Origin of the sequence: Paenibacillus sp. FSL R5-192, from assembly GCF_000517845.1 — a bacterium.
In the GTDB taxonomy this organism is placed as follows: Bacteria; Bacillota; Bacilli; order Paenibacillales; family Paenibacillaceae; genus Paenibacillus; species Paenibacillus amylolyticus.
Genome location: NZ_ASPR01000022.1, coordinates 22,939 through 42,928 on the forward strand (window position 1 = coordinate 22,939; position 19,990 = coordinate 42,928).

General features: G+C 43.9%; 20 protein-coding genes. 10 read left to right on the top strand and 10 right to left on the bottom strand.

Annotation, left to right across the window (positions count from 1 at the left end; genetic code table 11):
• Positions 1–119: 119 nt before the first annotated feature.
• Together C161_RS17500 and greA are read right to left on the bottom strand one after the other, a co-directional pair.
• Entirely contained in the window at positions 120–1,475 is a 1,356-nt protein-coding gene (locus C161_RS17500) for a sodium-dependent transporter (RefSeq protein ID WP_036612255.1), read from the bottom strand.
• A 282-nt stretch (positions 1,476–1,757) separates the two neighbouring features.
• Positions 1,758–2,234: a transcription elongation factor GreA gene (gene greA / locus C161_RS17505; protein ID WP_036612258.1), complete on the bottom strand. Its 477-nt coding sequence runs from the start codon at positions 2,232–2,234 to the stop codon at positions 1,758–1,760.
• 294 nt (positions 2,235–2,528) lie between these two features.
• On the opposite strand from greA, the gene C161_RS17510 reads away from it, so the two are divergent.
• The 5 genes from C161_RS17510 (at position 2,529) to C161_RS17530 (ending at position 7,492) form a co-directional block, all read left to right on the top strand.
• On the top strand, positions 2,529–3,398 hold the full coding sequence (locus C161_RS17510) for an arylamine N-acetyltransferase family protein (RefSeq protein WP_370739121.1): 870 nt from the start codon (positions 2,529–2,531) through the stop codon (positions 3,396–3,398).
• Positions 3,399–3,558: 160 nt separating this feature from the next.
• Positions 3,559–4,245 carry a 4'-phosphopantetheinyl transferase family protein gene (locus C161_RS17515; RefSeq protein ID WP_081745975.1) on the top strand — a complete coding sequence of 229 codons (687 nt, stop codon included), beginning with the start codon at positions 3,559–3,561 and terminating at the stop codon, positions 4,243–4,245.
• 817 nt (positions 4,246–5,062) lie between these two features.
• Positions 5,063–5,650, top strand: coding sequence for a matrixin family metalloprotease (locus tag C161_RS17520; RefSeq protein ID WP_051447258.1), 588 nt, complete (start codon positions 5,063–5,065; stop codon positions 5,648–5,650).
• A gap of 53 nt (positions 5,651–5,703) precedes the next feature.
• A complete protein-coding gene (locus C161_RS17525) occupies positions 5,704–6,330 on the top strand; it encodes a hypothetical protein (RefSeq protein WP_036612263.1) in 627 nt (208 codons plus the stop codon).
• A gap of 271 nt (positions 6,331–6,601) precedes the next feature.
• Positions 6,602–7,492, top strand: a complete 891-nt coding sequence (locus C161_RS17530; RefSeq protein ID WP_036671719.1) for a hypothetical protein — start codon at positions 6,602–6,604, stop codon at positions 7,490–7,492.
• A gap of 152 nt (positions 7,493–7,644) precedes the next feature.
• Here the strand turns inward: C161_RS17530 and C161_RS17535 are convergent, their stop codons facing one another.
• The 3 genes from C161_RS17535 to C161_RS17545 form a co-directional block, all read right to left on the bottom strand.
• A complete protein-coding gene (locus tag C161_RS17535) occupies positions 7,645–7,881 on the bottom strand; it encodes a hypothetical protein (RefSeq protein WP_235193848.1) in 237 nt (78 codons plus the stop codon).
• A gap of 92 nt (positions 7,882–7,973) precedes the next feature.
• A complete protein-coding gene (locus C161_RS17540) occupies positions 7,974–8,720 on the bottom strand; it encodes a Bax inhibitor-1/YccA family protein (RefSeq protein WP_036612268.1) in 747 nt (248 codons plus the stop codon).
• Positions 8,721–8,928: 208 nt separating this feature from the next.
• A complete protein-coding gene (locus C161_RS17545; protein ID WP_036612270.1) occupies positions 8,929–9,285 on the bottom strand; it encodes a nucleotide excision repair endonuclease in 357 nt (118 codons plus the stop codon).
• 673 nt (positions 9,286–9,958) lie between these two features.
• Here C161_RS17545 and pdxR point away from each other — a divergent pair.
• The 3 genes from pdxR to C161_RS17560 are packed head-to-tail and all read left to right on the top strand — an operon-like array spanning position 9,959 to position 12,798.
• Positions 9,959–11,410 (top strand): MocR-like pyridoxine biosynthesis transcription factor PdxR, encoded by a 1,452-nt coding sequence (gene pdxR / locus C161_RS17550; RefSeq protein WP_036612272.1) that lies wholly within the window; start codon positions 9,959–9,961, stop codon positions 11,408–11,410.
• 12 nt (positions 11,411–11,422) lie between these two features.
• The gene (locus C161_RS17555) at positions 11,423–12,343 is read left to right on the top strand and encodes a D-alanine--D-alanine ligase (protein WP_036671720.1); all 921 of its coding nucleotides are present in this window, start codon (positions 11,423–11,425) and stop codon (positions 12,341–12,343) included.
• On the top strand, positions 12,340–12,798 hold the full coding sequence (locus C161_RS17560; protein ID WP_235193849.1) for a GNAT family N-acetyltransferase: 459 nt from the start codon (positions 12,340–12,342) through the stop codon (positions 12,796–12,798). Before C161_RS17555 ends, C161_RS17560 begins: the two co-directional genes overlap by 4 nt.
• Positions 12,799–12,927: 129 nt before the next feature.
• Here C161_RS17560 and C161_RS17565 read toward each other — a convergent pair whose 3' ends face one another.
• The 5 genes from C161_RS17565 to C161_RS17580 all read right to left on the bottom strand — a co-directional run bounded on the left by C161_RS17565 (position 12,928) and on the right by C161_RS17580 (position 18,013).
• Positions 12,928–13,713 (bottom strand): glucose 1-dehydrogenase, encoded by a 786-nt coding sequence (locus C161_RS17565; RefSeq protein ID WP_036612278.1) that lies wholly within the window; start codon positions 13,711–13,713, stop codon positions 12,928–12,930.
• 143 nt (positions 13,714–13,856) lie between these two features.
• Entirely contained in the window at positions 13,857–15,320 is a 1,464-nt protein-coding gene (locus tag C161_RS31605; RefSeq protein WP_051449791.1) for a GNAT family N-acetyltransferase, read from the bottom strand.
• A gap of 244 nt (positions 15,321–15,564) precedes the next feature.
• On the bottom strand, positions 15,565–17,049 hold the full coding sequence (locus C161_RS17575; protein ID WP_235193850.1) for a copper amine oxidase N-terminal domain-containing protein: 1,485 nt from the start codon (positions 17,047–17,049) through the stop codon (positions 15,565–15,567).
• A 232-nt stretch (positions 17,050–17,281) separates the two neighbouring features.
• Positions 17,282–17,410 (bottom strand): hypothetical protein, encoded by a 129-nt coding sequence (locus C161_RS33340; RefSeq protein ID WP_268745229.1) that lies wholly within the window; start codon positions 17,408–17,410, stop codon positions 17,282–17,284.
• Positions 17,411–17,545: 135 nt separating this feature from the next.
• A complete protein-coding gene (locus C161_RS17580; RefSeq protein ID WP_036671722.1) occupies positions 17,546–18,013 on the bottom strand; it encodes a YfbM family protein in 468 nt (155 codons plus the stop codon).
• A gap of 96 nt (positions 18,014–18,109) precedes the next feature.
• On the opposite strand from C161_RS17580, the gene C161_RS17585 reads away from it, so the two are divergent.
• Positions 18,110–18,574, top strand: a complete 465-nt coding sequence (locus tag C161_RS17585; RefSeq protein WP_036671723.1) for a DUF4385 domain-containing protein — start codon at positions 18,110–18,112, stop codon at positions 18,572–18,574.
• A gap of 104 nt (positions 18,575–18,678) precedes the next feature.
• Positions 18,679–19,986: a VWA domain-containing protein gene (locus tag C161_RS17590; protein ID WP_036671725.1), complete on the top strand. Its 1,308-nt coding sequence runs from the start codon at positions 18,679–18,681 to the stop codon at positions 19,984–19,986.
• Positions 19,987–19,990: the final 4 nt, after the last annotated feature.

Below are 19,990 nucleotides of genomic sequence, written 5' to 3' on the forward strand. Positions count from 1 at the left end.
ACTCCGTATTGTCCCAAAATTGACGAGGGAAAACAAGGGCTTTTGCATTTCTTCCAAGAGGTTTTATCCATGGTAAATCTGCACAACAGACCATATTTAACCCTATCGGGCCTTCACCATTAGAAGTGAATGATGCCGGATGTGTGCAGTAGAACCAGCAAAACCAGGATCGGAGCCACGTAACGCAGCATGAACAGCCACACCCGGAACCATCCGGAACGCAGGCCGGAAGCTTCCGCAGCCGTTTTCCAGAAGTATCCGGCAAAAATCGTTACAAGCAGTCCACCTACAGGCAGCAGGATGTTGGATGCTACAAAGTCCATCCAGTCGAACACACTCTTCGATCCAATCGTCCATTCAGGCAGCAAGCCGAGCGACAATACCGAAGGAAGTCCTACGATGAAGACTGCTAGAGAGATAACCCACACCGAACGACTGCGGCTCCAGGACAAACGTTCCATGAAATATTTCACCGGAACTTCCAGCAAGGATACTGCTGACGTTAATGCCGCAATAGCCAGCAGGATGAAGAACAGTCCACCAAACAAGAAACCAAGTGGCATCGCCGAGAAGGCCGCCGGAAGTGCCACAAAGATCAGTGAAGGTCCTTGGTCCGGTGCAATACCAAACGAGAATGTTGTTGGGAAGATGATTAGACCCGCAATGAATGCATAGATCAGGTCACCTGCACCAACGGCGACGGTTGCCGCACCGAGAGATTGATTTTTATCCACATACGAACCGTAGGTTACAAGAATACCCATCCCCAGTGACAGGGAGAAGAAGGCATGTCCAAGCGCTACCAGTGCGGATTCCGTTGTAAGCTGTGAGAAGTCCGGATTCAGGAAGAAGGATACCCCAGCTCCCGCACCCGGCAATGTAACTGCACGAATCATCAGGATAATGAGCAGTACCAACATCGCCGGAATCAGTACCTTGTTAAACTTCTCGATTCCGTTAGATACCCCTTTGGCTACAATCCAGCCTGTAATGAGGACCGCGACCAGTTGCCATACAATCGGCATATAGCCACCTATGAAGGAGTCGAACTGTCCGGCATAATCCGGATTGTTAAACAATGTTCCACTGAATGACGTAATTGCATATTGCAAGGTCCACCCTGCAATAATGACATAAAAAGAGAGGATGATAAAAGGAGTCAGTACTTGCAGCAAACCGGCTGCGAGCCAACCTTTATGTCCACCTGCTTTGATAAAAGCCGTAGCTGCACTACCTCTGCCACTGCGACCAATCGCAAGTTCAGCCAGGAGCACTGGCAGACCAATCAGCAGCAAACAAACGATGAAGAGCAGGAAAAACGCAGCCCCTCCGTTCTCACCCGTAATGTATGGGAATTTCCACATGTTGCCCAGACCAACCGAACTACCAATGGCCGCCAGGATAAATCCAGCTTGGGAGAAACGTTCTCCTTTGCCAGCGTTGTCTTGATCTAGATTAGGCTTACTAAAATTCATCGTATCTACTCCATCACATTAAAGTTTTCCCGTAATTATATACTACTCAACTTGTCAGGTCATTCGAAATTCGAAATTTGTCGAAATGTTATTTTTTTACATATAAAACATACGGAAATCTTCAGCTCATAAGTTCCTTAAACACAGTATGTGATAAAGTCCGTTAGTCCAACCGTATGAAGTTTCAACAAATCCGTATTCCCAACCGTTAAAGCCCAATAGAATCAAAAAGAGGTGTCCCCTCAGCCATTTGGATGACTGCGAAGCACCTCTCTTTTTGAATTACACTTTAATTTGAAGTAACTCGTACTTGATAACGCCCATCGGAGCATTGACATGAATGACGCTGCCCACTTCTTTGCCCATTATCTCCTTGCCCAGCGGGCTCTCGTACGAAATTTTATTATCCGCAACATCGGCCTCGGCAGGGCCAACCACTTTATATTCAATCTTCTCGGCGAACTCAATGTCATTAAGCAACACCGTGGATCCAATGCTCACTTTGTTGGAGTCTATATTGTCTGAAGAGATGACTCTGGCTTTTGTCAGCATCTTCTCCAAGATCAAAATCCGGGTCTCCATAAAGGCCTGATCATCTTTGGCTGAATGATACTCACTATTTTCCTTCAGGTCACCGTAACTGATCGCGAGTTTCAGACGAGCTGCCAATTCCTTACGCTTCACCGTCTTCAAATCCTTCAGTTCGTCCTCCAGCTTTTCCAAGCCTTCCTGTGTCAAAATCACTTCATCATTAGCCATTTTTCCATCTCCTAATCCTGCTATCTATCTATATTCTAACCTATATCCACTCCAAAGGGTTAGCATACCCTGGAAAAAGAAATAGCTCATCCATATATTGTATTTCAATGAAATCAGAACCATGCCCATCTCTTGAGATGAATTTCAAGGCTTTGTTCAATAATTGTACCGTTACAATCTGCACAACTGATGATGTCGTTTTCATCCGTTCGCTTTTACAATGAACACAGGGCAGCAGAAGTTTATAACCATCGCCTGCAGCCCACTATATGACGTGAGGTGATCTGAATAATGATTGAACTATTGAATACAGCTGAAATACAGGCCTATCTGAAACGGATCGGCATAGATGATATAAAGGAACCTACACTGGAATTCTTATTTGAACTCCAGCGAGCCCATGTGCAATATTTATCCTGGCAAACGCTCGATATTTTTGCAGGTCTTCCTGCGGAAATCAGTCTTCAAGATTCAATTCAGCTTATATTACAGGGACGTAGCGGCTACTGCTTTCATCTAAATGGTGCATTTAGTGTTCTTCTCCGCTCGCTGGGTTATACGGTTGATTGGCATCGCGGGGGAGTACAGCCTCATGGGGAACAACCCCGTGTGAACTCATTCCATCTCGGTCTATCTGTGCTTCTGCCAGATGCTGACCCGACAGTTGAACGCTGGATTGTAGATGTAGGTCTCGGCGGAATGCCCTTTGAACCTCTGCCACTTCGTTATGGAACCTATGGTTCAGCTCCGTTCACGTACCAATTGATGCCATCATCTGTTGTGGCTGGGGGATGGCGGCTTGAGTACGAGCCGAATGGGCCAAGTGAAGGTGTGGACTATGCTCCTGAAGCAATTACCAGCCTGGAAGAGTTCATTCCCAAACATGAATTCTACAGTCGGGCAGTCGAATCACCTTGGCATAACGTATTTTTGCTTCGTCAGCGGAATGAGATCCGCAGTCATGAACTACGTGGATGTATGCTTCGAACACATGATATGGAAGGAATCCGGAAAAAGGAGATCCGGAATTATACCGAGTGGCGTAACGTATTAACTGAAATATTCTATGAACCCTTGGTGAATTACAGCGAACTGGAATGCCAAGATATGTGGGAGCGAATACAGGCTGCGCATACAGAATGGAAACGAGTACAGGAAGCATGAAGAGGAAGATGCAAAACCTGAGGCCTTAACATGAAAAGCGAGACAATCGGCTTGCTTGTTAGGGGCATCCGTATAGTGATGATTTGGGAGGAAGAGTTGAGGGGACGTTCCATATAAAGGAAAGTTACTGAACTGCGCCGAATACGTATTCAGGTGATTAATGATGATAACTATTCGTGTACTCCAAGTTCCAGAAGTATTGCCCGAGGCGAACTGGAACCAATTGCTATCGCAAGTTTCTGCGGAGCGACGTGCTCAGGCTTCGCGTTTTGTGCGTCAGGCTGACGCGTATCGCTCCGTGCTGGGAGAGATATTGACTCGTGTGACTTTGAGCAAGTTAACTGGACTGAGACCTGCTGAGCTTTCTTTTACCCGTAATTCCTACGGCAAACCTTCGCTCAGTCACCATTCGGATGTACAATTCAACGTCTCCCATTCTGGTGATTGGATTGCTCTGATCTCCGGCAGTACAGATGAACTAGGCGTGGATGTGGAAAAGATAGCTCCAATTGACATGCAGATTGCAGAGCGTTTCTTCTCTCCTAAGGAAAGCCAGTTCTTGGCTGCCGAGCCTGACGATCGTCGGCTGGAAACCTTCTACCGTCTATGGACGCTGAAGGAAAGTTATATCAAGGCAGTCGGTATGGGGTTGTCCATACCATTGGACTCCTTCGCCCTAATTCGTAATGTGGACGGAGACTGGCACTCGCCAGAAGCGACTTCTTATCAATTCCTAAGTCTACGGCTTGATCACGGACATATGTTGGCAGCTTGTTCCGCAGGAGAAGATTTGCCTGCTCAGCCGGATTTCATCACAACTGAAGAAATGTATCAAGTTTTATTATGAAGGCAGGGTATAAACCAATGTTATTAATTTAAGCTCAAAGATAAGACCAGGATAAAAAAATTGAAGTATAACGGCATGGGAAAAACCCTGTGCCGTTTGTTTTTTTTGTGCAGGCAAGAAAAAAGTAAAGAGCAAACCAAGCGAAAAAAAATGCTAAAAAATGTTCTTATGAAAAAATTATGCTGTTATTTAGACGAACATACCAAATCTTGAAGTTGACTTGGTGAGAATAGTAAAAACCATCTCCTTTTACATTACCTTAGGACGTTTATTCGTATATTCACACCGAAACTGCGCCTGTGTTTCAATTTCTATCAATTTAATTTGAAAGATATCTTAGATTTCGCTCTACTAATCAACTTAACGATATAAGCTAAAATATTAATTCACTGGTTATTTTTTAGACTTAATTTATAACTTATTAAAATTAATAAATAAAAGAGTATTGATATTCATTGGTTAAATATGTATTATAAAGAATATAAAATCAAAATATATATTTTTATAACTTAAATGGGATATATTAATTTATTGTAATCAAAATATGTTATCTCAAGTATCCGAATTTTTAAAGAAATAGTCAGGGTATGTTATTAAAAATATAATTAGAATTTTTGATTTAATCTTTTTGAAAGGGGATTTTGATATGTAACATTAGGCTCTCTTTTTTTAATATAGATATGAGTGGTTTATATTTTCAATTCGTGCCTGCCAAATAATTCTCTTAACAAAGAAATAAAGATACTCATTATCTTTTGAAGACATGAGCAATTAGGGATTTTTTTGAATTATAGAATATACTGAGAGGAAGAAAATTATGAAAAGAAAAAAAATTGCTGTTGCCCTTACTGTTTTAAGTTCAGTAGTATTGTTTTCAAGTTTTGTATCGGCGGATGTTTTCTCAAAAAAAAGGCTTGAGGGCAAGTACTCGGCCTGGTATGACTCTTCCGTAAGTTCATACGGTTATACGGGCTCTGTTGATGCAGGTAGACAAAGCTGGAACGGGATATCCTCAAAGGTTAATATAGGTAAAACTACTGTTAAAACCGGGAATAGCACGGATGAAGTTTATGTTGGAACTACTACAGACGCTGAGACTCTGGGTCAAGCAATGCCATATATGATATCTTGGCCTGCTAATATTATTGCACCACCTGACCTATTTAACTGGGATTACTCTGTAATATCGCTTTATCATAACACTATATCTGCCGGCAAAATGAATACTAGTGACCTTCGTAAGTCAATTGTATCGCACGAATTCGGACACGCACTTGGCTTGGCCCATACAACAGGTAGCAATGCCTCTAAATCAATAATGAAACCAAAGTCTAATTCTCAAGAGACTATTTTTGGACCACAAACGTATGATAAAGCTGAATTAAAGAGTAAATGGGGAAATTAAATCAGTATTACCTTTATTTTAATAATCATCTAATTTAATTGGAGGTTTTGAGAATGTTGATAAATCATAAGAAAAAGTGGATTACAGGCTTTGCTATAGTCCTTGGACTTTTTGCTGCTTATTACTTTTTCATATTTAACAGCTATAAAAGTGGAATAGTGGATGTAGATTCAACCTACATATCATATGATAACGCAGATAGTTTGGTCAGTTCAGCAGAACTGGTTGTCATCGCGAGTCCTGTTGCAGATTTTGATGATCGTGAACATGATGTTACTACTTATTTAACCGGAGCAGTTCAAGATTTTTCTACTAAAACAGAGCTGAGAGTGGAGAATATTCTAAAGGGGGACTGGAACGAAGAGTTTTTAACAGTTATTGAACCCGTCTCTTATGTCCAAAGTTTGGATGGCAAACAAAAAATCACACGTGATGGCTACGTTGAAATGCAGAAAGGGCACACTTACATTATTGCGTTAAAGAAAAACACTTTTGGAGATTATAGTATTATTAATAGGGAAAATGGAGTGTTTGATTTAAATGATAAGATTTCAACACCAAATTCATTCTCCGCTGAACAGAATAATACATCTGATATAATTTCAGTTGAAGGAGAGAACGAAGAACTTTTTGAACATGAACGAATTAAGAATGAGATTTTAGACATGTTTAATATGTAAGAAATCTGATACAGATATAAATGAGGTTAATATTTTTTAATTTACTTTACTTAAATAGTTTTATGTTTTCGGTGAATTCAAAAAATATAAAAAATCTAACAACCAGCCCACTTTAATGATATGGAGGCAGGTTGTTAGATTTTATTTTAGAAATATTATCCATAATGATCAAAATCAATCTCCAAATTGCAAAAAGAATCATTGTATTATATCGCTTTTCACAAAGTTCAGTAAACAGTTAATAAACATATTGGAGATGACAAAACTGATTATGAATAAAGATGTTGCAATAATTCAAGAGTTCTTTAATAAGATTAATCAATTCGAACTTCCATCAACTTGGGACTCACATCGAAATGAGTTAAAAAAGATTATTGGCATTTCCGAGTTTTTTGGTGAAAACTTTGATAACAGCGTAATAATTGGTGCAGGAAATTTATACGATCTTCCATTCAATGAAATCGTTGAAAACTATGAACAAACTGATTTACTAGATGTAGATTCTGCAACCTTAATTAAGGCTAAGGATAGAGTAGATACGGAGTTGCAAAGTAAAGTTAATTTAATTACTAGGGATATAGTAGGTTATCCTGAGCAAATTTCCATTTTAGATCTTCAGGACTTAGACAAAAATTCTGTTGCAGTTAAGGAATTGTTACAACAACTTTTTAGTGCTGAATTATGTCCAATCAAAATATTTCAAACTCAATATTCGTTAGCTATTTCTTCGACTGTTTCTAGTCAGTTAATCCTTCCTATATCTAAGATAACTGATCATTCTTCAAACGACAAAGTGATAGTTATGACAAAAGAATTAGGAGATATAATCGCTGACAGACATGTAAAGCAAGTTTGGGATTTACTTAAACGAGGTGGTATAGGAATAATATCTTCAGAACAATATGCGTGGGGTTCTATAGATAACTCCCCTCTACCTCTTACCAAAGTTATAAACGATCCAGCTTTAATGATGGATGAAAACATTCAAAGTCAAATTGAATTAATAAAAGGGGGATTGGTCATTAATGGACGAGTAACATCTGAGTCTATTTTACATCATATACCTCAAAGCAATATTCTGAAGGAATCTGAATGGATTTGGCAGTTTGATAATGAACTATTTTATTTGGTTAAGTGCTGGGTAATTATTAAAGATAGATAATAAATTTGAAAATAAACTACACCTTATGTAAAGGACATTTCTTACAAAATATCTATACGGCTTCTAGAAGATGATCTCCGTATTTAACAAAGATCATTCATTTTTAAGTTCCACCGGTGTCTGTAGTTGTTCTAAGTCATGTATACTTTGACTTAGTCCAGCATGCTGCAGATTACATCCTTAAAATGACCAAAGAACGACTCTTGTGAAGCGTTATCCCCGCCAAATTCCTCTTCTAAACATAGTTTGCCAACCCCATACGTTTCACTCTCTTCTAAAATCGAGATGAGTGTGGTGGATGCCTCGATCGGAATGAAGGCATTTTCTGTGCACTTCATTTTCCAGTAACATGAGGCTACTCCTTTCGATCTGGTATTAGACTCATTCATAGACAACAACAAAAAGCCAACGGCGTATTTCTACACCCATCAACTTTTTGGGGAATGCGATTCTGAGTCAGAGGAAGAAGGATTTTATGAAACTAGTCCCGGCTCCGCAATTTGCCAAGCAGACGGATGATCTCAATGTACAGCCATACCAGCGTTACCATCAATCCAAATGCACCGTACCACTCCATATACTTGGGCGCACCACGTTCAGCACCACCCTCGATGAAGTCGAAATCAAGGACGAGATTGAGGGCAGCCACAATGACGATAACGACCGAAATACCGATGCCAATCAAGCTGTTATCATGCAGATAAGGAATTGAAATGCCGAAGAAACCCAGTACAAAGCTCAACAGATACATGATCATGATGCCGCCAGTTGCAGCAACAACGCCCAACTTGAAGTTCTCCGTAGCTTTGATCAATCTGGTTTTGTATGCCACCAGCAGAGCGATGAATACAGCCATGGTCAACAGAGCCGCCTGCAAGGTAATTCCGTTATACAGTGACTCATAGGTTGCGGAGAGTGCTCCCAGGAACAGGCCTTCTGCCACGGCATAGACAGGTACGAGATACGGTGCCGCTACGGGTTTGAACGAAATCACAAGTGCCAGAATGAAACCAACAATTAATCCACCATAAGCGAGCGGCATCACTTGTTGTCCGTTAAAGAACATCATCCATGTTGCAAACGCACTGCCCAGCAGAATCACAAGCGTAATAAACGCTTTGTTCACCGTGCCGTTGATTGTCATGTAATTCTGATACCGATCTTCTCCATATCCTCTGTTTTCAAACGTGCTGTCTTTAAGTGTAGGGTTACCGCTACGACCGATCAACACAATCACCTCTTCATATGTATTTGGTATATCTATGATACTAAGCTTGGGTTTACTACGTTTCAAATTCTACAAGCTACTCCCTCAAAAAGATCGGGATAGCACCAGAAGGAATCGGATGCAATCCTTCGATCACATCCTTACCCACTGGCGCAACACTTAGGACATATGTCCCAGACATTGCATGTTCATGTGCTTTTTAAGCGTCTTATTTGTACAAGACTTTATCTACATTGTATTTCGCACGCATCGTGTTGATGATATACGTCTCGTAAATTTCACGATCTACAGGATCTTCAACCAGGCATACTTCAATCTTCGTTACTTCTTCGCGGTGATTCTTAATTGGTGATACTGTGTCTTCAAAATGCTTTTTGATACGTGGTCTTAATTTTCGTGCTTTCCCGACAAATAACAACTCTCCAGCGGCATTGTAAAACATGAAAATCCCGCCTAGTTCCCGGGTAATCAGGTGAAAATCAGTAAATCCATAAATGTGGCTAAGCTGTGGATCAGCCTGCTTTGTGATGGTTACATCCGGTGTTGGCACGGTAATATTAATCAATAGGCTCACTTCCTCATTATCTATAGGTTTTCATCCTATCACATATTATAAAGGGACACCATTTCAATCTATATGAAGTACAATTCACGCAATTTTCGCTATTACGACAAATATTTCAAAAAAAAGGTTAACTTCCCTGATTCAAAGTGGTACTATAGGGGTATGAGGAAGAAATTGGGCACTGAGACATACGTCTTTATATCTACCTCCGTCTATTGTACCCTATGATTGAATATCTTTTTCATGCTGAATTCTGTTACGTGATCACGACAAGAGTACAGTTAGCAAGAACCCTAGCTTATAGATTGTGGATTCATCATCTAATCGACCCTTGCAGCAAGCAAACCTAGAAAGACCTAGATTCATGATTCACTGTAGATTTTAAGTATCACCTAGAAAGCCTGCAATTATAGTCGTACTGAAGTTAATAGACACACGTAGAAGGTCAGATAGCTATCGATCCTAGAGAGACTAGTCATGCAATACAACTGTAGAAATTATAGCAGCAGTACTATAGAAAATGGATCAAGTTTCACCACCAGGCCCCGGCATACTGCCAGGGCTTTTTTGCGTTTGTGCGAACAACCAACCACACGCTCAGGGAAACAGAGGTATCGTGGTTCTTTCTGCGGGGTTTATAATATGACAAGATACCAGTAGAGGGAGTGATGGGATGTATTCCGATCTGCAACTGACGGAGGACCGCCCTGTATATATACAAGTCAAAGATTATATGAAGCGATTGATGCTCAAAGGCGGCCTGCAAGCTAAACAAAAACTGCCCTCGACCCGTGAACTCAGTACACTCATGAAGGTTAGTCGCAGCACGGTCCTGCTCGCTTATGCCGAGCTTGAAGATGAAGGTCTGATCTATGCAGTCAAAGGCAAGGGCAATTACGTCAGTACCTCCATCAAAACACCTGAGGCAGCAGCAAGCTGGGAACTGGACTGGACGACGGAGGTAAGCGAGTATGCAATTCAGGCAGAGCAGTACGATCTGATGAAGCATGGCTCCGGAGCAGAGCGCGGTGAGATATCGTTTACCAGCATAGCGCCGGATGAAAAGCTGTTTGATCTGCACAACGTGAAACGGGCTTTTCTGGATCGCATGTCACTTGAGGGCGAAGTACTGCTGAATTACGGATATGCGCAAGGATACAGACCGCTGATGAACTATTTACTACGTTATATGGAGAACAAAGGTGTTGACCTCCGTGGCAAGGACATCCTGATCACCAACGGATTCACGGAAGGATTCGATCTGGTGCTTGGAGTGTTACGCAAAAAAAGCGGAAAAGCGCTCTGCGAGAATCCAACGCACCACACGGCGATCAAAAATCTAAAGTTGCACCAGTTCCACCTGACCGGTGTGAACATGGAGCCGGATGGTTTGGACTTGAAGCAACTGGAACATGAACTTGAGGCAAGTCCATATGATCTGGCGTATCTCGTGCCATCCTATCACAATCCAACCGGGATTGTGACGTCCCCTGCGAAACGGGTAGAGATCATCCGGTTGATGAACAAGTATCAGGTACCGATTATTGAAGACGGTTTTAACGAAGAATTGCGATATTCCGGTTCGCATGTCTCTCCCCTGATCGCCAGCATGGGCAAAGGCAATGGACTGGTGTATCTGGGCAGCTTCTCCAAAGTCCTGTTCCCAGGTCTGCGGGTGGGTTGGATTATTGCGGATGCGGCGCTGATTGATTATCTGGAGAGTATGAAACGGGCACGCAGCATCCATACCTCCACGCTGGACCAATCATTATTGTATCAATATCTGAGCAACGGTAATTTCGAGAAATATTTGAAGCGAGCTCGCACCGAATATAAGCGAAAATATGAATTGGTTGTGCGTTGCCTGAAACAGTATCTGCCAATGTGCCGAATTTCCGGTGCGGGTGGTCTGCATCTGTTCGTGCAGTTCCCGTCCGAATACAGAACCCGTGAACTGCTGGAAGCCTGTAAAGTGAAAGGTGTAACGTTCACACCAGGGGATACCTTTTATCTGGAACCCGGTCAGGGTGTAAACACGATGCGTCTGGGTTTCTCCAGAGTCAGCGATGAGAATATACGTAAAGGCATTCGCATCATTGGCGAGACAGCAGCTCAAATGAGATAAGGAGGATTTCACATGAAAGTTGGCGTGATTATGGGCGGTACATCTTCAGAGCGGGATATTTCCCTGCTCACCGGACAGGAGATGATTGCAAACCTGAATAGAGACAAATACGAGGTTGTACCCATTGAGCTGAATACCAAGCGCGATCTAATCGACAAGTCAGCGGGGATCGATGTGGCACTGCTTGCCCTGCATGGCAAATACGGCGAAGACGGTACGGTCCAAGGCACATTAGAATCTCTGGGTATTCCCTACACAGGCTGTGGTGTGCTTGCAAGCAGTGTATGCATGGATAAAGACATGTCCAAACAGCTCATGCAGCATGCAGGTGTACTTACTGGAGAATGGCTGCGAGTGAGCCATATGGAGGAACTGTCCTCTATTGCTGTTCAACAATTAACGTACCCCGTGGTGGTCAAACCCAATTCAGGCGGTTCCAGCATCGGTACCCAAGTGGTGAAGGAAGCTTCCGCCCTGCCAACTGCTGTAGAGGCTGCCCTCGCCTGGGATGATACGGTCATGATTGAACAGTATATCGAAGGTGAGGAGATTACCTGTGCCATTCTGGATGGTAAGATGCTGCCGGTGATCTCCATTCGTTCGAGCGCCGAGTTTTTCGATTATGCCTCCAAATATGATGACCACGGGGCCGATGAGCAGGTTGTGCAATTGCCTTTGGACCTTCACAATCGCGTCGAAGCCGCGGCCTTGGCCTGTTATCAGGTGCTCAAATGCAGCGTCTACGCTCGCGTGGATATGATGATTCGGGAGGGCATGCCGTATGTGCTTGAAGTGAATACGCTGCCGGGTCTTACCCGTAACAGTCTGCTGCCCAAAAGTGCAGCTGCTGCAGGCATTTCTTTTGCAGAACTGCTGGATACCATTATTGAACTTTCGTTGAAGGAAAGACCCAAGGAGGATACAACATTATGAGCCTGGATGTGACGATTAGACATAGCTCCACTACCGATCTGCAAGATATGGTCATTCTGATGGACCAACTTGGTTATCCCACCACGTACGCCGAGATGGAAGAGCGCTATACCCATATCTCTGCGGACGCAAACTTTACTACACTCGTTGCTGAAGCACGAGGCCGCGTAGTTGGACTGATCGGATTACAGACTTCTTATATGTATGAAAAAAACGGAAGACACTGCCGCATCTTGGCATTGGTTGTACACGACCAGTTCAGGGGCTCAGGCATCGGCCGTCAGCTCATTCTTGAAGCCGAACAATGGGCAGCCACGCATAACGTGGATTCCTTGTCTCTGAACAGTGGCAATCGCCCAGAACGTGAAGCTGCACATGAATTCTATCGTCAGATGGGCTTTACAGCCGGGAGTACCGGGTTTAGCAAAAAGCCGCAAATTCTACAGCACACTTAACCTGCCGGATACGGGATACGCCCCCTTAAATATCACACCAAAAAGAACGCCCCATCCGCACATTGGCGAAAAAGGGCGTTCTTCGGTATATATCTATGTCGCATCGATGTGCTGTTGATGATTATGGGATCAATATTTGGCTGACTGCGCACCATCAATCGGAATAATGGCTCCATTGATAAATGGTGCTTCGCCGGACAGCAGGAAGGCAACGAGACGCCCTACTTCCTTCGGTTCACCCAAACGCTTCGCCGGGTTGTCCTTCACGAACTCTTTGGATGCTGACTCCCAGTCATTCGGATTGATCTGTTTGAACGAACCGATGACCATATCTGTCAGAATGGCTCCAGGTGCAATTGCATTAACGCTGATCCCGTGCTCGGCGTATTCAATCGCTGCATCTTTGGTCATGCCGGCTACGGCATGTTTGCTGGCTCCGTAGGCAACCAGGTTTGGCACGGCGCGAATCCCACCAACAGAGGACGCATTCACGATGTAGCCTTCTCCCTGTTTTTTCATCACAGGTAGAACGTGCTTCAACCCGAAAAATACACCCTTCAGATTGATATCGATAACTTTATTGAACATCTCCGTCTCGTAGTTCTCGATCAGGTTCTGCTTGCCTTCAATGCCTGCATTGTTGAAAAATGCATCAATACTCCCAAATTCATTGACCGTATCACTAACATACTTCTTCACAGCTTCTTCGTCCGATACGTCACCTTCGATTAACAGAAACTCGGCATGCTGTACCTCTTCCGAGATCACACGCTTGGTCTCTTCCAGCGCCTTCATGTTCACATCCACTAGGGCAAGCTTCGCCCCTTCACGTGCAACTTCCACAGCAGCTGATCGTCCAAGACCGGAGCCACCGCCTGTAATCAGTACCACTTTACCCGCAAATCGTTCAGTCATAATCCATAGACCTCCCTTTGCTGTTTTGACATCCTCCATACGTAAATACCCATTTCTTCATTTGCTCTAATCTAACGGGGAACAGTTACAGCCATCATCTCAACCGGATTATTATGCTTCCGTACTGGCCCTGCCATTCGTCCTCAGGACTTCATAGCCTCATAGGCTGCAAGTAATTTCTCTACTTCTACTCCATTGATCTTCATCCCGTTCACTTGACACTGTTCCAACTGAACCCCAGATAGATCGCAATCGATAAAACGACTTCCCCCAAGATCACAATGCGCCCACTGCATGGGTACACGGTCAGATCCAAGGTGTGTATCTTGGAATTGAACGCCATCCAAAGCACAAAATTCAATCTTGCTATCAGTTAGGCGTAAATCAGCTAGCAATATATTGGTCATATTTAAATTGGTAAATTTGCTTCCACTCAGGTTGCAGTCGGTAATCCGACTATTGGTCAGATTACTGGTGCTGTAACGGAATGAGTCCAGATTAGCTTGAACATATTCAACCACCGACTCACCCGAGTCCTTGGCTAATGTCTCATCACATGTTGGATCAAAAGAATCAACGGACTTGTTCTTCTCATATACAAACTCATCCTCAGATGCATAGATACAAACATATCCCATTTTTTCGTAAAAATGATGATTATCCAGCTGCCGACCTGAGGTCTCCAGCTTCCAGGTTTCAATCTGCGGAAATTCAGCCTCAATAAGCCTCATGACTTGAGTTCCAACGCCACGGCCCTGGCATACGGGGTCAATATAGATCTTATCGATCCTGGCATGTGTTCGTCCAAGCACGTTAACACTCACTCCGCCAATAGCGCATCCATCTGATTCTACAACATAATAATCCCATTCACGGATCACGTAACGATGCATGCGAACTGACGAATAATCAGGCGGGCATAGATTGCTATCGATATCCTTCTCATTATCCGCCCAGACTTTTATGACATGATCAAAAGCACGAGTGCAAATCTCTGTAAGTACAACTGCATCTTCCTGCTCTGCTCGTCGTAAGCGAATTTCAGAATGTACCTGCTTCGGTTGCACTGGTTCGGACTTTACTTTAAGCAGTTCAAAATAATCGTAGTTCTCCTGATCCACAAGTTTCCTGCGAGAGATATAACGAAAACCCGCATGCTCCAGAACTTTGCGTGACGGCTGATTGAAGGGCTTCACAATGCCCACAATTCGATCCAGCAAGGTATGCTCAAATAAATATGCTGTTAGGGCATGCACCGCCTCTGAGATATATCCTTTATTCCGGTAATCCCGGGAGATGGCGTAGGCCACTTCACGGTCATCACGATCCAGCAGTTCATTTGGAAATACGCCACACCAACCAATGATACGCTGATCTTTATTGTGTACAACAGCAAGCAGGATGCGTACATCTTCCGGGTTGAACTGTTCGTAACTGCCAACGACAAATTGTAAGAATTCGCGCAACTGCTCCTCGGTCATCTTCCAATCTGGCAGGACATCTGTGATTTCAGGTTGTTGGGTTAATGCATACACGGCAGCCTGATCTTCAAGCGTAAATGGACGCAACGTAACGGAGTTTGAATGGGTGAATAATTGACTTTTCATATACAACACCTCTGGGGATTTATTTAGGATGAAACGACAAAGAGGAGCACCTCCAATAGAGGCACTCCCCGATCCGTTTCATCATTTCAGAAACGCCGAAGCTCCTCGTAATGGGTCAAAAGGACACACGTATCCCGTTCATGGTCTAACGGAATTTTTGCGGTGTTCTTTTCACGATCATTACGAGAAATCTGGCATACTCTGAAATCCCCTCTCATACTAAGGATTACTTATAACGTCTCACTTAAGGACGGTAAATGTAAATCCAGCCTGTTTCTTGTTCCTTATCTACAGTAGCTCCAAGGGATTCAGCCATAAAGCGCAGCGGCACATACGTCTTGCCGTCTTTGCCTACATAAGCGGATTCCACCATGGTTACTTCTTTACCAGCAACGGTTGCCTTCTTGGAACCTACGGTCAGGACAATCTCATCACCAGTGATGTCGTCAATGACAACGATTTGGTTCGAGCCTTTGGTCCATTTCACTTCAGCATCCAATTCTTCAGACACGTAGCGAAGCGGAACAAATGTTGTATTCTTAACGGTGATCGCCCCAGCGTATTCATCATCCGGGAAGAGCACTACACTTTTACTCGTGATTCCAGCTTCCTCTTTCAGCAATTGGTAAGCCAGTGAATTGGAATCAAAATTGCGCAGCATCTGTCCAGGCGTAATATCATCCTTCATCAGATCCATAACGCCGCCCGATACATCCACTTCATCAACTGCAACTGTGCCACCGATATTCCACTGTTCACTGTCTCCACTTACCGTTACAGAGTTCACCGGCAGATCCTCAGAAGCAGGCAGCGCTACTTTCAGTTCAAAGTTTTGCTTGCGAATATCCAGCTTGCTGTCGAGATAGAAGTCCAATTTCAGTTTGGTTTCTGTGCCAAAGACCGTTTTGAATTCAGGGGTCTCATTCAACAGGTTGTTCAGCTCCTGATCATAATTGACCAGCATACTGTCCAGTCCTACTTTGATGATGGCATATAGTGACGCAACGGCTTCATCTTTCGATTCAGGAACGATCGAATTCAGCGTGTCGTCTCCCCCACCTTCTACCTCATTCACTGCTTCCAGTACAGGGTAGAACACATCGTACAGATCGCCAATCAGATCTTTCAGTCCTTGCTCATCCTTCGAAATACTCGTCAGGAATGGTTTAACCATGGCAAGCATCTCTTCACCACTAACTTCCAGATGCAGCTTGGAGAGGCTAAGTGCTTCGCCATTCACGGATTCCTGTACCGGTGTTACGGAGATGTTCTTCGGATTGGACAGATGCTTCAGGACAAAAGAGAACAGTTTCGGGGAAATTTCCTCGAGTTGTTTCTCCAGAGCCTTCGTATCTACCATTGGAAGCGCCTGTGCATCCTGGAACGTATCCAGAGACATGTACAGCGGTTTCTGGGCTCCGTCCAGATCAATGACCAATTGGGACTCATTCATGGACACGTGGAAAGGTAACTTCGTTCCCTCCATGCTCAATGTACCTTTGATCGATGCTGTCTTCGCATCTTTCATTTTGGCTTGATCAATATCCAGGGATATGGAGTTAATAAGTTCGATCATTTCAAGGTCTTTTTCTGTAGCAAATTCCTTAGCCGGTTCTATGTTTATATTCATGGATTGTCTGGATTCACCGGACTTGATACTCGCGCCATTGGCCATTGCTTTGCCAACGTCTACTCCACCCACAGCCTGACATCCTGTAAGAACAACCATTAAAAGTACTAGTGGCACTGCCATCCATTGGACTAACTTCCGATTCGTAATATGAACTCCTCCTTAGAAAAATATGGTTCATTTCCATTATGAAGGTATAGGTAATTCTTGTAAACGGATACGCAAAAAAATAAACCAAAAGGCCGGAACATGTCCGACCTCTGGTCTATCTATATTTCAGCATATCGTATGTTTCGATAAAACATCCTGCTTCATTGTGCAATGCTGGGAGTTATTCTTTCTCCTGATCTTCTGCAAGTTTCTCATCCGTTTCTTCATCTTCCGCAGTTGCGGGAGTCTCGAATTGATCCGGCTCGTCCTCTTGAATCGCTTTGTTCTCTTCGTTCTGATCCTGTGTCATATCGCATTCCCTCTCTCTACCGGATTGTCATGTCATCAAGGCCTGAGCCTTGTGTCTATCAATAACCCGAATAGGCGTAGTTCAAACCTGCCTCAGTGTCGGCCATAGAATTCCCATCATAATTTCAATGCTCACTTAGAAAACATAAAAGATGATCCCGTTCCCACTTGCAGCCGTGGCCTGAAACAAGGCCTGGACATCATCCACAGTCTGAACGATCTCCTGAAATGTCTCTTCCGCGTCCCAATCTTCCATGACAGGATAGACACCTTCAGCGATCATCCGGTCCAGACTATACCGCTCCTTTAATTCTTCCGGTGTGAGCTGCTCCAATGCCATGTAGGCTTCCAGCACCTGCTCGTTACTAAGCAAAAATAGATCCATGTCCGAATAGTTTCCCACGTATTGCTCACCTGCGAGAGGCACCAGATATCCCAGGGGCGGCTCCCCTTCTACCAAGTTACCGTTCAGCGTGAACTGCAGCATCTGCCACATTTTATCAATATCCAGATCCACTGCACAATCATGCACACTAACCTCACCTGACTTGATGGATTCAACTAGCTCCTCAGTTACCACAAGATATCTGCCGGACATTCCCATACCGCTACCCCTCCTGTGTAATTCCTTCTATTGTTCCCCATTAACCATGCTTGTTGGTTCAGAATCGGGGTAATCCCTATCAAGGAGGGTGTATACATGAAAAAATTTGATTACAGTCTCAATTATGATGAGTTGGATCTGCGCAAACATCCTGAGCTGTACACCGTAGGCCGGGGAGAGCAGGGTGTGCTGATGGTAGAGCCGTACAAAGGCGAGATTCTGCCACACTGGCGGTTCAAAACACCCGAGATTGCGACAGAGTCATCGGAGAAGATCTATGAGCTATTTTTGGACTATAAGAAAAAGGGAGATTTCGTGGGTATGGATATGGCACGCAAATTTCTCCAGATGGGTTATACACGGGCCAGACGGTATACAAATCACAAAGGAGGACGCAAATATTCGAAGGAGGATGGCTCAATCTTGCCCTATCAGAATGACAAGGTGAAGGCAGAAGCCGCGGCTATATTCAAAGCACAATGGGAGATTGCGAAGACCGATCCAGACTATGTGAAGATGAAGAAGGAGCATCGGGAAAAGTACGAGTCTGATGAGGCGTAGGAACAACGGTGAAAAGATTGACTTATGGAAACATTTGTCTCAGAATCGATCTTGTTACTGTACATTTTCAACCATTATATTGGAGAAGAGAGGCGCATCCGATTATGACAGATTCGTTCATCCACTTAAACACAGGCCAGAATATCAGTATCAACGAATCCACCCAACTTCAGGTAACCATTCAATGTACATCATCTCCTTCTCCCTTGGATGTTAGCTGCTTTATGGTGAACGAAGAGGGAACGGTTCCATCTGACGACTATTTTGTATTTTATAATCAGACGGCTGATCCCCATCAAAGTGTACTTCTCCAACAGACAGAGGAACTGAAATCCTCTTTTGTACTGGATACGAATCAATTACGGCAGGCCCCTGTGGAAAAATGTGTGTTTACGGCTACTCTGGATGCGGGAGGGACTTTCGCCGATGTTCAGGCATGTCAGGCAATTGTACAAGCGGGTTCCCAGCAGATCACCTATGAGATCACACAGGTCACTGCGGAAACAGCACTTATTCTCATTGAAATCTATAAGTATCGTGACGGGTTTAAAGTTCGTGCGATTGGGCGAGGTTTCTTTGGTGGATTGCAGCCGCTGGCAGAGTCCTTCGGTGTTGAAATTGAGAGTAACGACACCTCGGAAGCGGAACAGGTTCTTCTCACGGCACAAGCTGAAGTAGCAGCGGCCTCTCCAGAAGTCTTGGCACCTGTTGCTGCACCAAACACGATTCATCCGCCGCTTAACCTGACCAAGATCGATCTCCTCAAGCGTAAAGTAACCCTCTCTCTGCAAAAGAAAAAGATCGAACCTATACAGGCACGTGTGGCCGTTGTATTTGATGCATCAGGCTCCATGTACCATCTGTATCGTAAAGGCATCGTGCAAGAAGCCTTCGAGCGTATCCTGGCGATTGCATCCGCTTTTGATGATAACGGAGAGCTGGACGTCTGGTTCTTCGCCAAAGACTTCTTGCGTGCACCTAGCGTCACCGCCAGGGATTTCGAGAATTATATTGAGCGCACATATACGCTGGGAAGTAAAGGCGGTACCAATAACGAACCTCCTGTGATGCAGGATGTCATTCGCAAATATACGATCGAGGAACCCGATGTGAAGATGCCAACGTATATTATCTTTTTTAGCGATGGTGGAGTCAGTCAAAAAGGGAAAATCATGCGGCTTATTACCGAAAGCTCAACCAAAAACCTGTTCTGGCAATTTGTTGGCCTAGGCCAAGCCAATTACGGTATTCTCGAGAAACTCGATGACATGACTGGACGTTTCATCGATAATGCTGACTTTTTTGCATTGGACGACATTTCCAAGATCAGCGATGAAGAATTGTACGATCGTCTCCTTACTGAATTTCCAGATTGGATAAAGGAAGCTCGGGCCAAAGGCATTTTGGCCTAAATCT

Bases quoted from the DNA above. Each gene is read 5' to 3' on its own strand.
- C161_RS17500 (WP_036612255.1), bottom strand. From the start codon at position 1,475: ATGAATTTTAGTAAGCCTAATCTAGATCAAGACAACGCTGGCAAAGGA.
- greA (WP_036612258.1), bottom strand. From the start codon at position 2,234: ATGGCTAATGATGAAGTGATTTTGACACAGGAAGGCTTGGAAAAGCTG.
- C161_RS17515 (WP_081745975.1), top strand. From the start codon at position 3,559: ATGATGATAACTATTCGTGTACTCCAAGTTCCAGAAGTATTGCCCGAG.
- C161_RS17520 (WP_051447258.1), top strand. From the start codon at position 5,063: ATGAAAAGAAAAAAAATTGCTGTTGCCCTTACTGTTTTAAGTTCAGTA.
- C161_RS17525 (WP_036612263.1), top strand. From the start codon at position 5,704: ATGTTGATAAATCATAAGAAAAAGTGGATTACAGGCTTTGCTATAGTC.
- C161_RS17530 (WP_036671719.1), top strand. From the start codon at position 6,602: ATGAATAAAGATGTTGCAATAATTCAAGAGTTCTTTAATAAGATTAAT.
- C161_RS17535 (WP_235193848.1), bottom strand. From the start codon at position 7,881: ATGAATGAGTCTAATACCAGATCGAAAGGAGTAGCCTCATGTTACTGG.
- pdxR (WP_036612272.1), top strand. From the start codon at position 9,959: ATGTATTCCGATCTGCAACTGACGGAGGACCGCCCTGTATATATACAA.
- C161_RS17555 (WP_036671720.1), top strand. From the start codon at position 11,423: ATGAAAGTTGGCGTGATTATGGGCGGTACATCTTCAGAGCGGGATATT.
- C161_RS17560 (WP_235193849.1), top strand. From the start codon at position 12,340: ATGAGCCTGGATGTGACGATTAGACATAGCTCCACTACCGATCTGCAA.
- C161_RS17565 (WP_036612278.1), bottom strand. From the start codon at position 13,713: ATGACTGAACGATTTGCGGGTAAAGTGGTACTGATTACAGGCGGTGGC.
- C161_RS31605 (WP_051449791.1), bottom strand. From the start codon at position 15,320: ATGAAAAGTCAATTATTCACCCATTCAAACTCCGTTACGTTGCGTCCA.
- C161_RS17575 (WP_235193850.1), bottom strand. From the start codon at position 17,049: ATGGTTGTTCTTACAGGATGTCAGGCTGTGGGTGGAGTAGACGTTGGC.
- C161_RS33340 (WP_268745229.1), bottom strand. From the start codon at position 17,410: ATGACACAGGATCAGAACGAAGAGAACAAAGCGATTCAAGAGGACGAG.
- C161_RS17580 (WP_036671722.1), bottom strand. From the start codon at position 18,013: ATGGGAATGTCCGGCAGATATCTTGTGGTAACTGAGGAGCTAGTTGAA.
- C161_RS17585 (WP_036671723.1), top strand. From the start codon at position 18,110: ATGAAAAAATTTGATTACAGTCTCAATTATGATGAGTTGGATCTGCGC.
- C161_RS17590 (WP_036671725.1), top strand. From the start codon at position 18,679: ATGACAGATTCGTTCATCCACTTAAACACAGGCCAGAATATCAGTATC.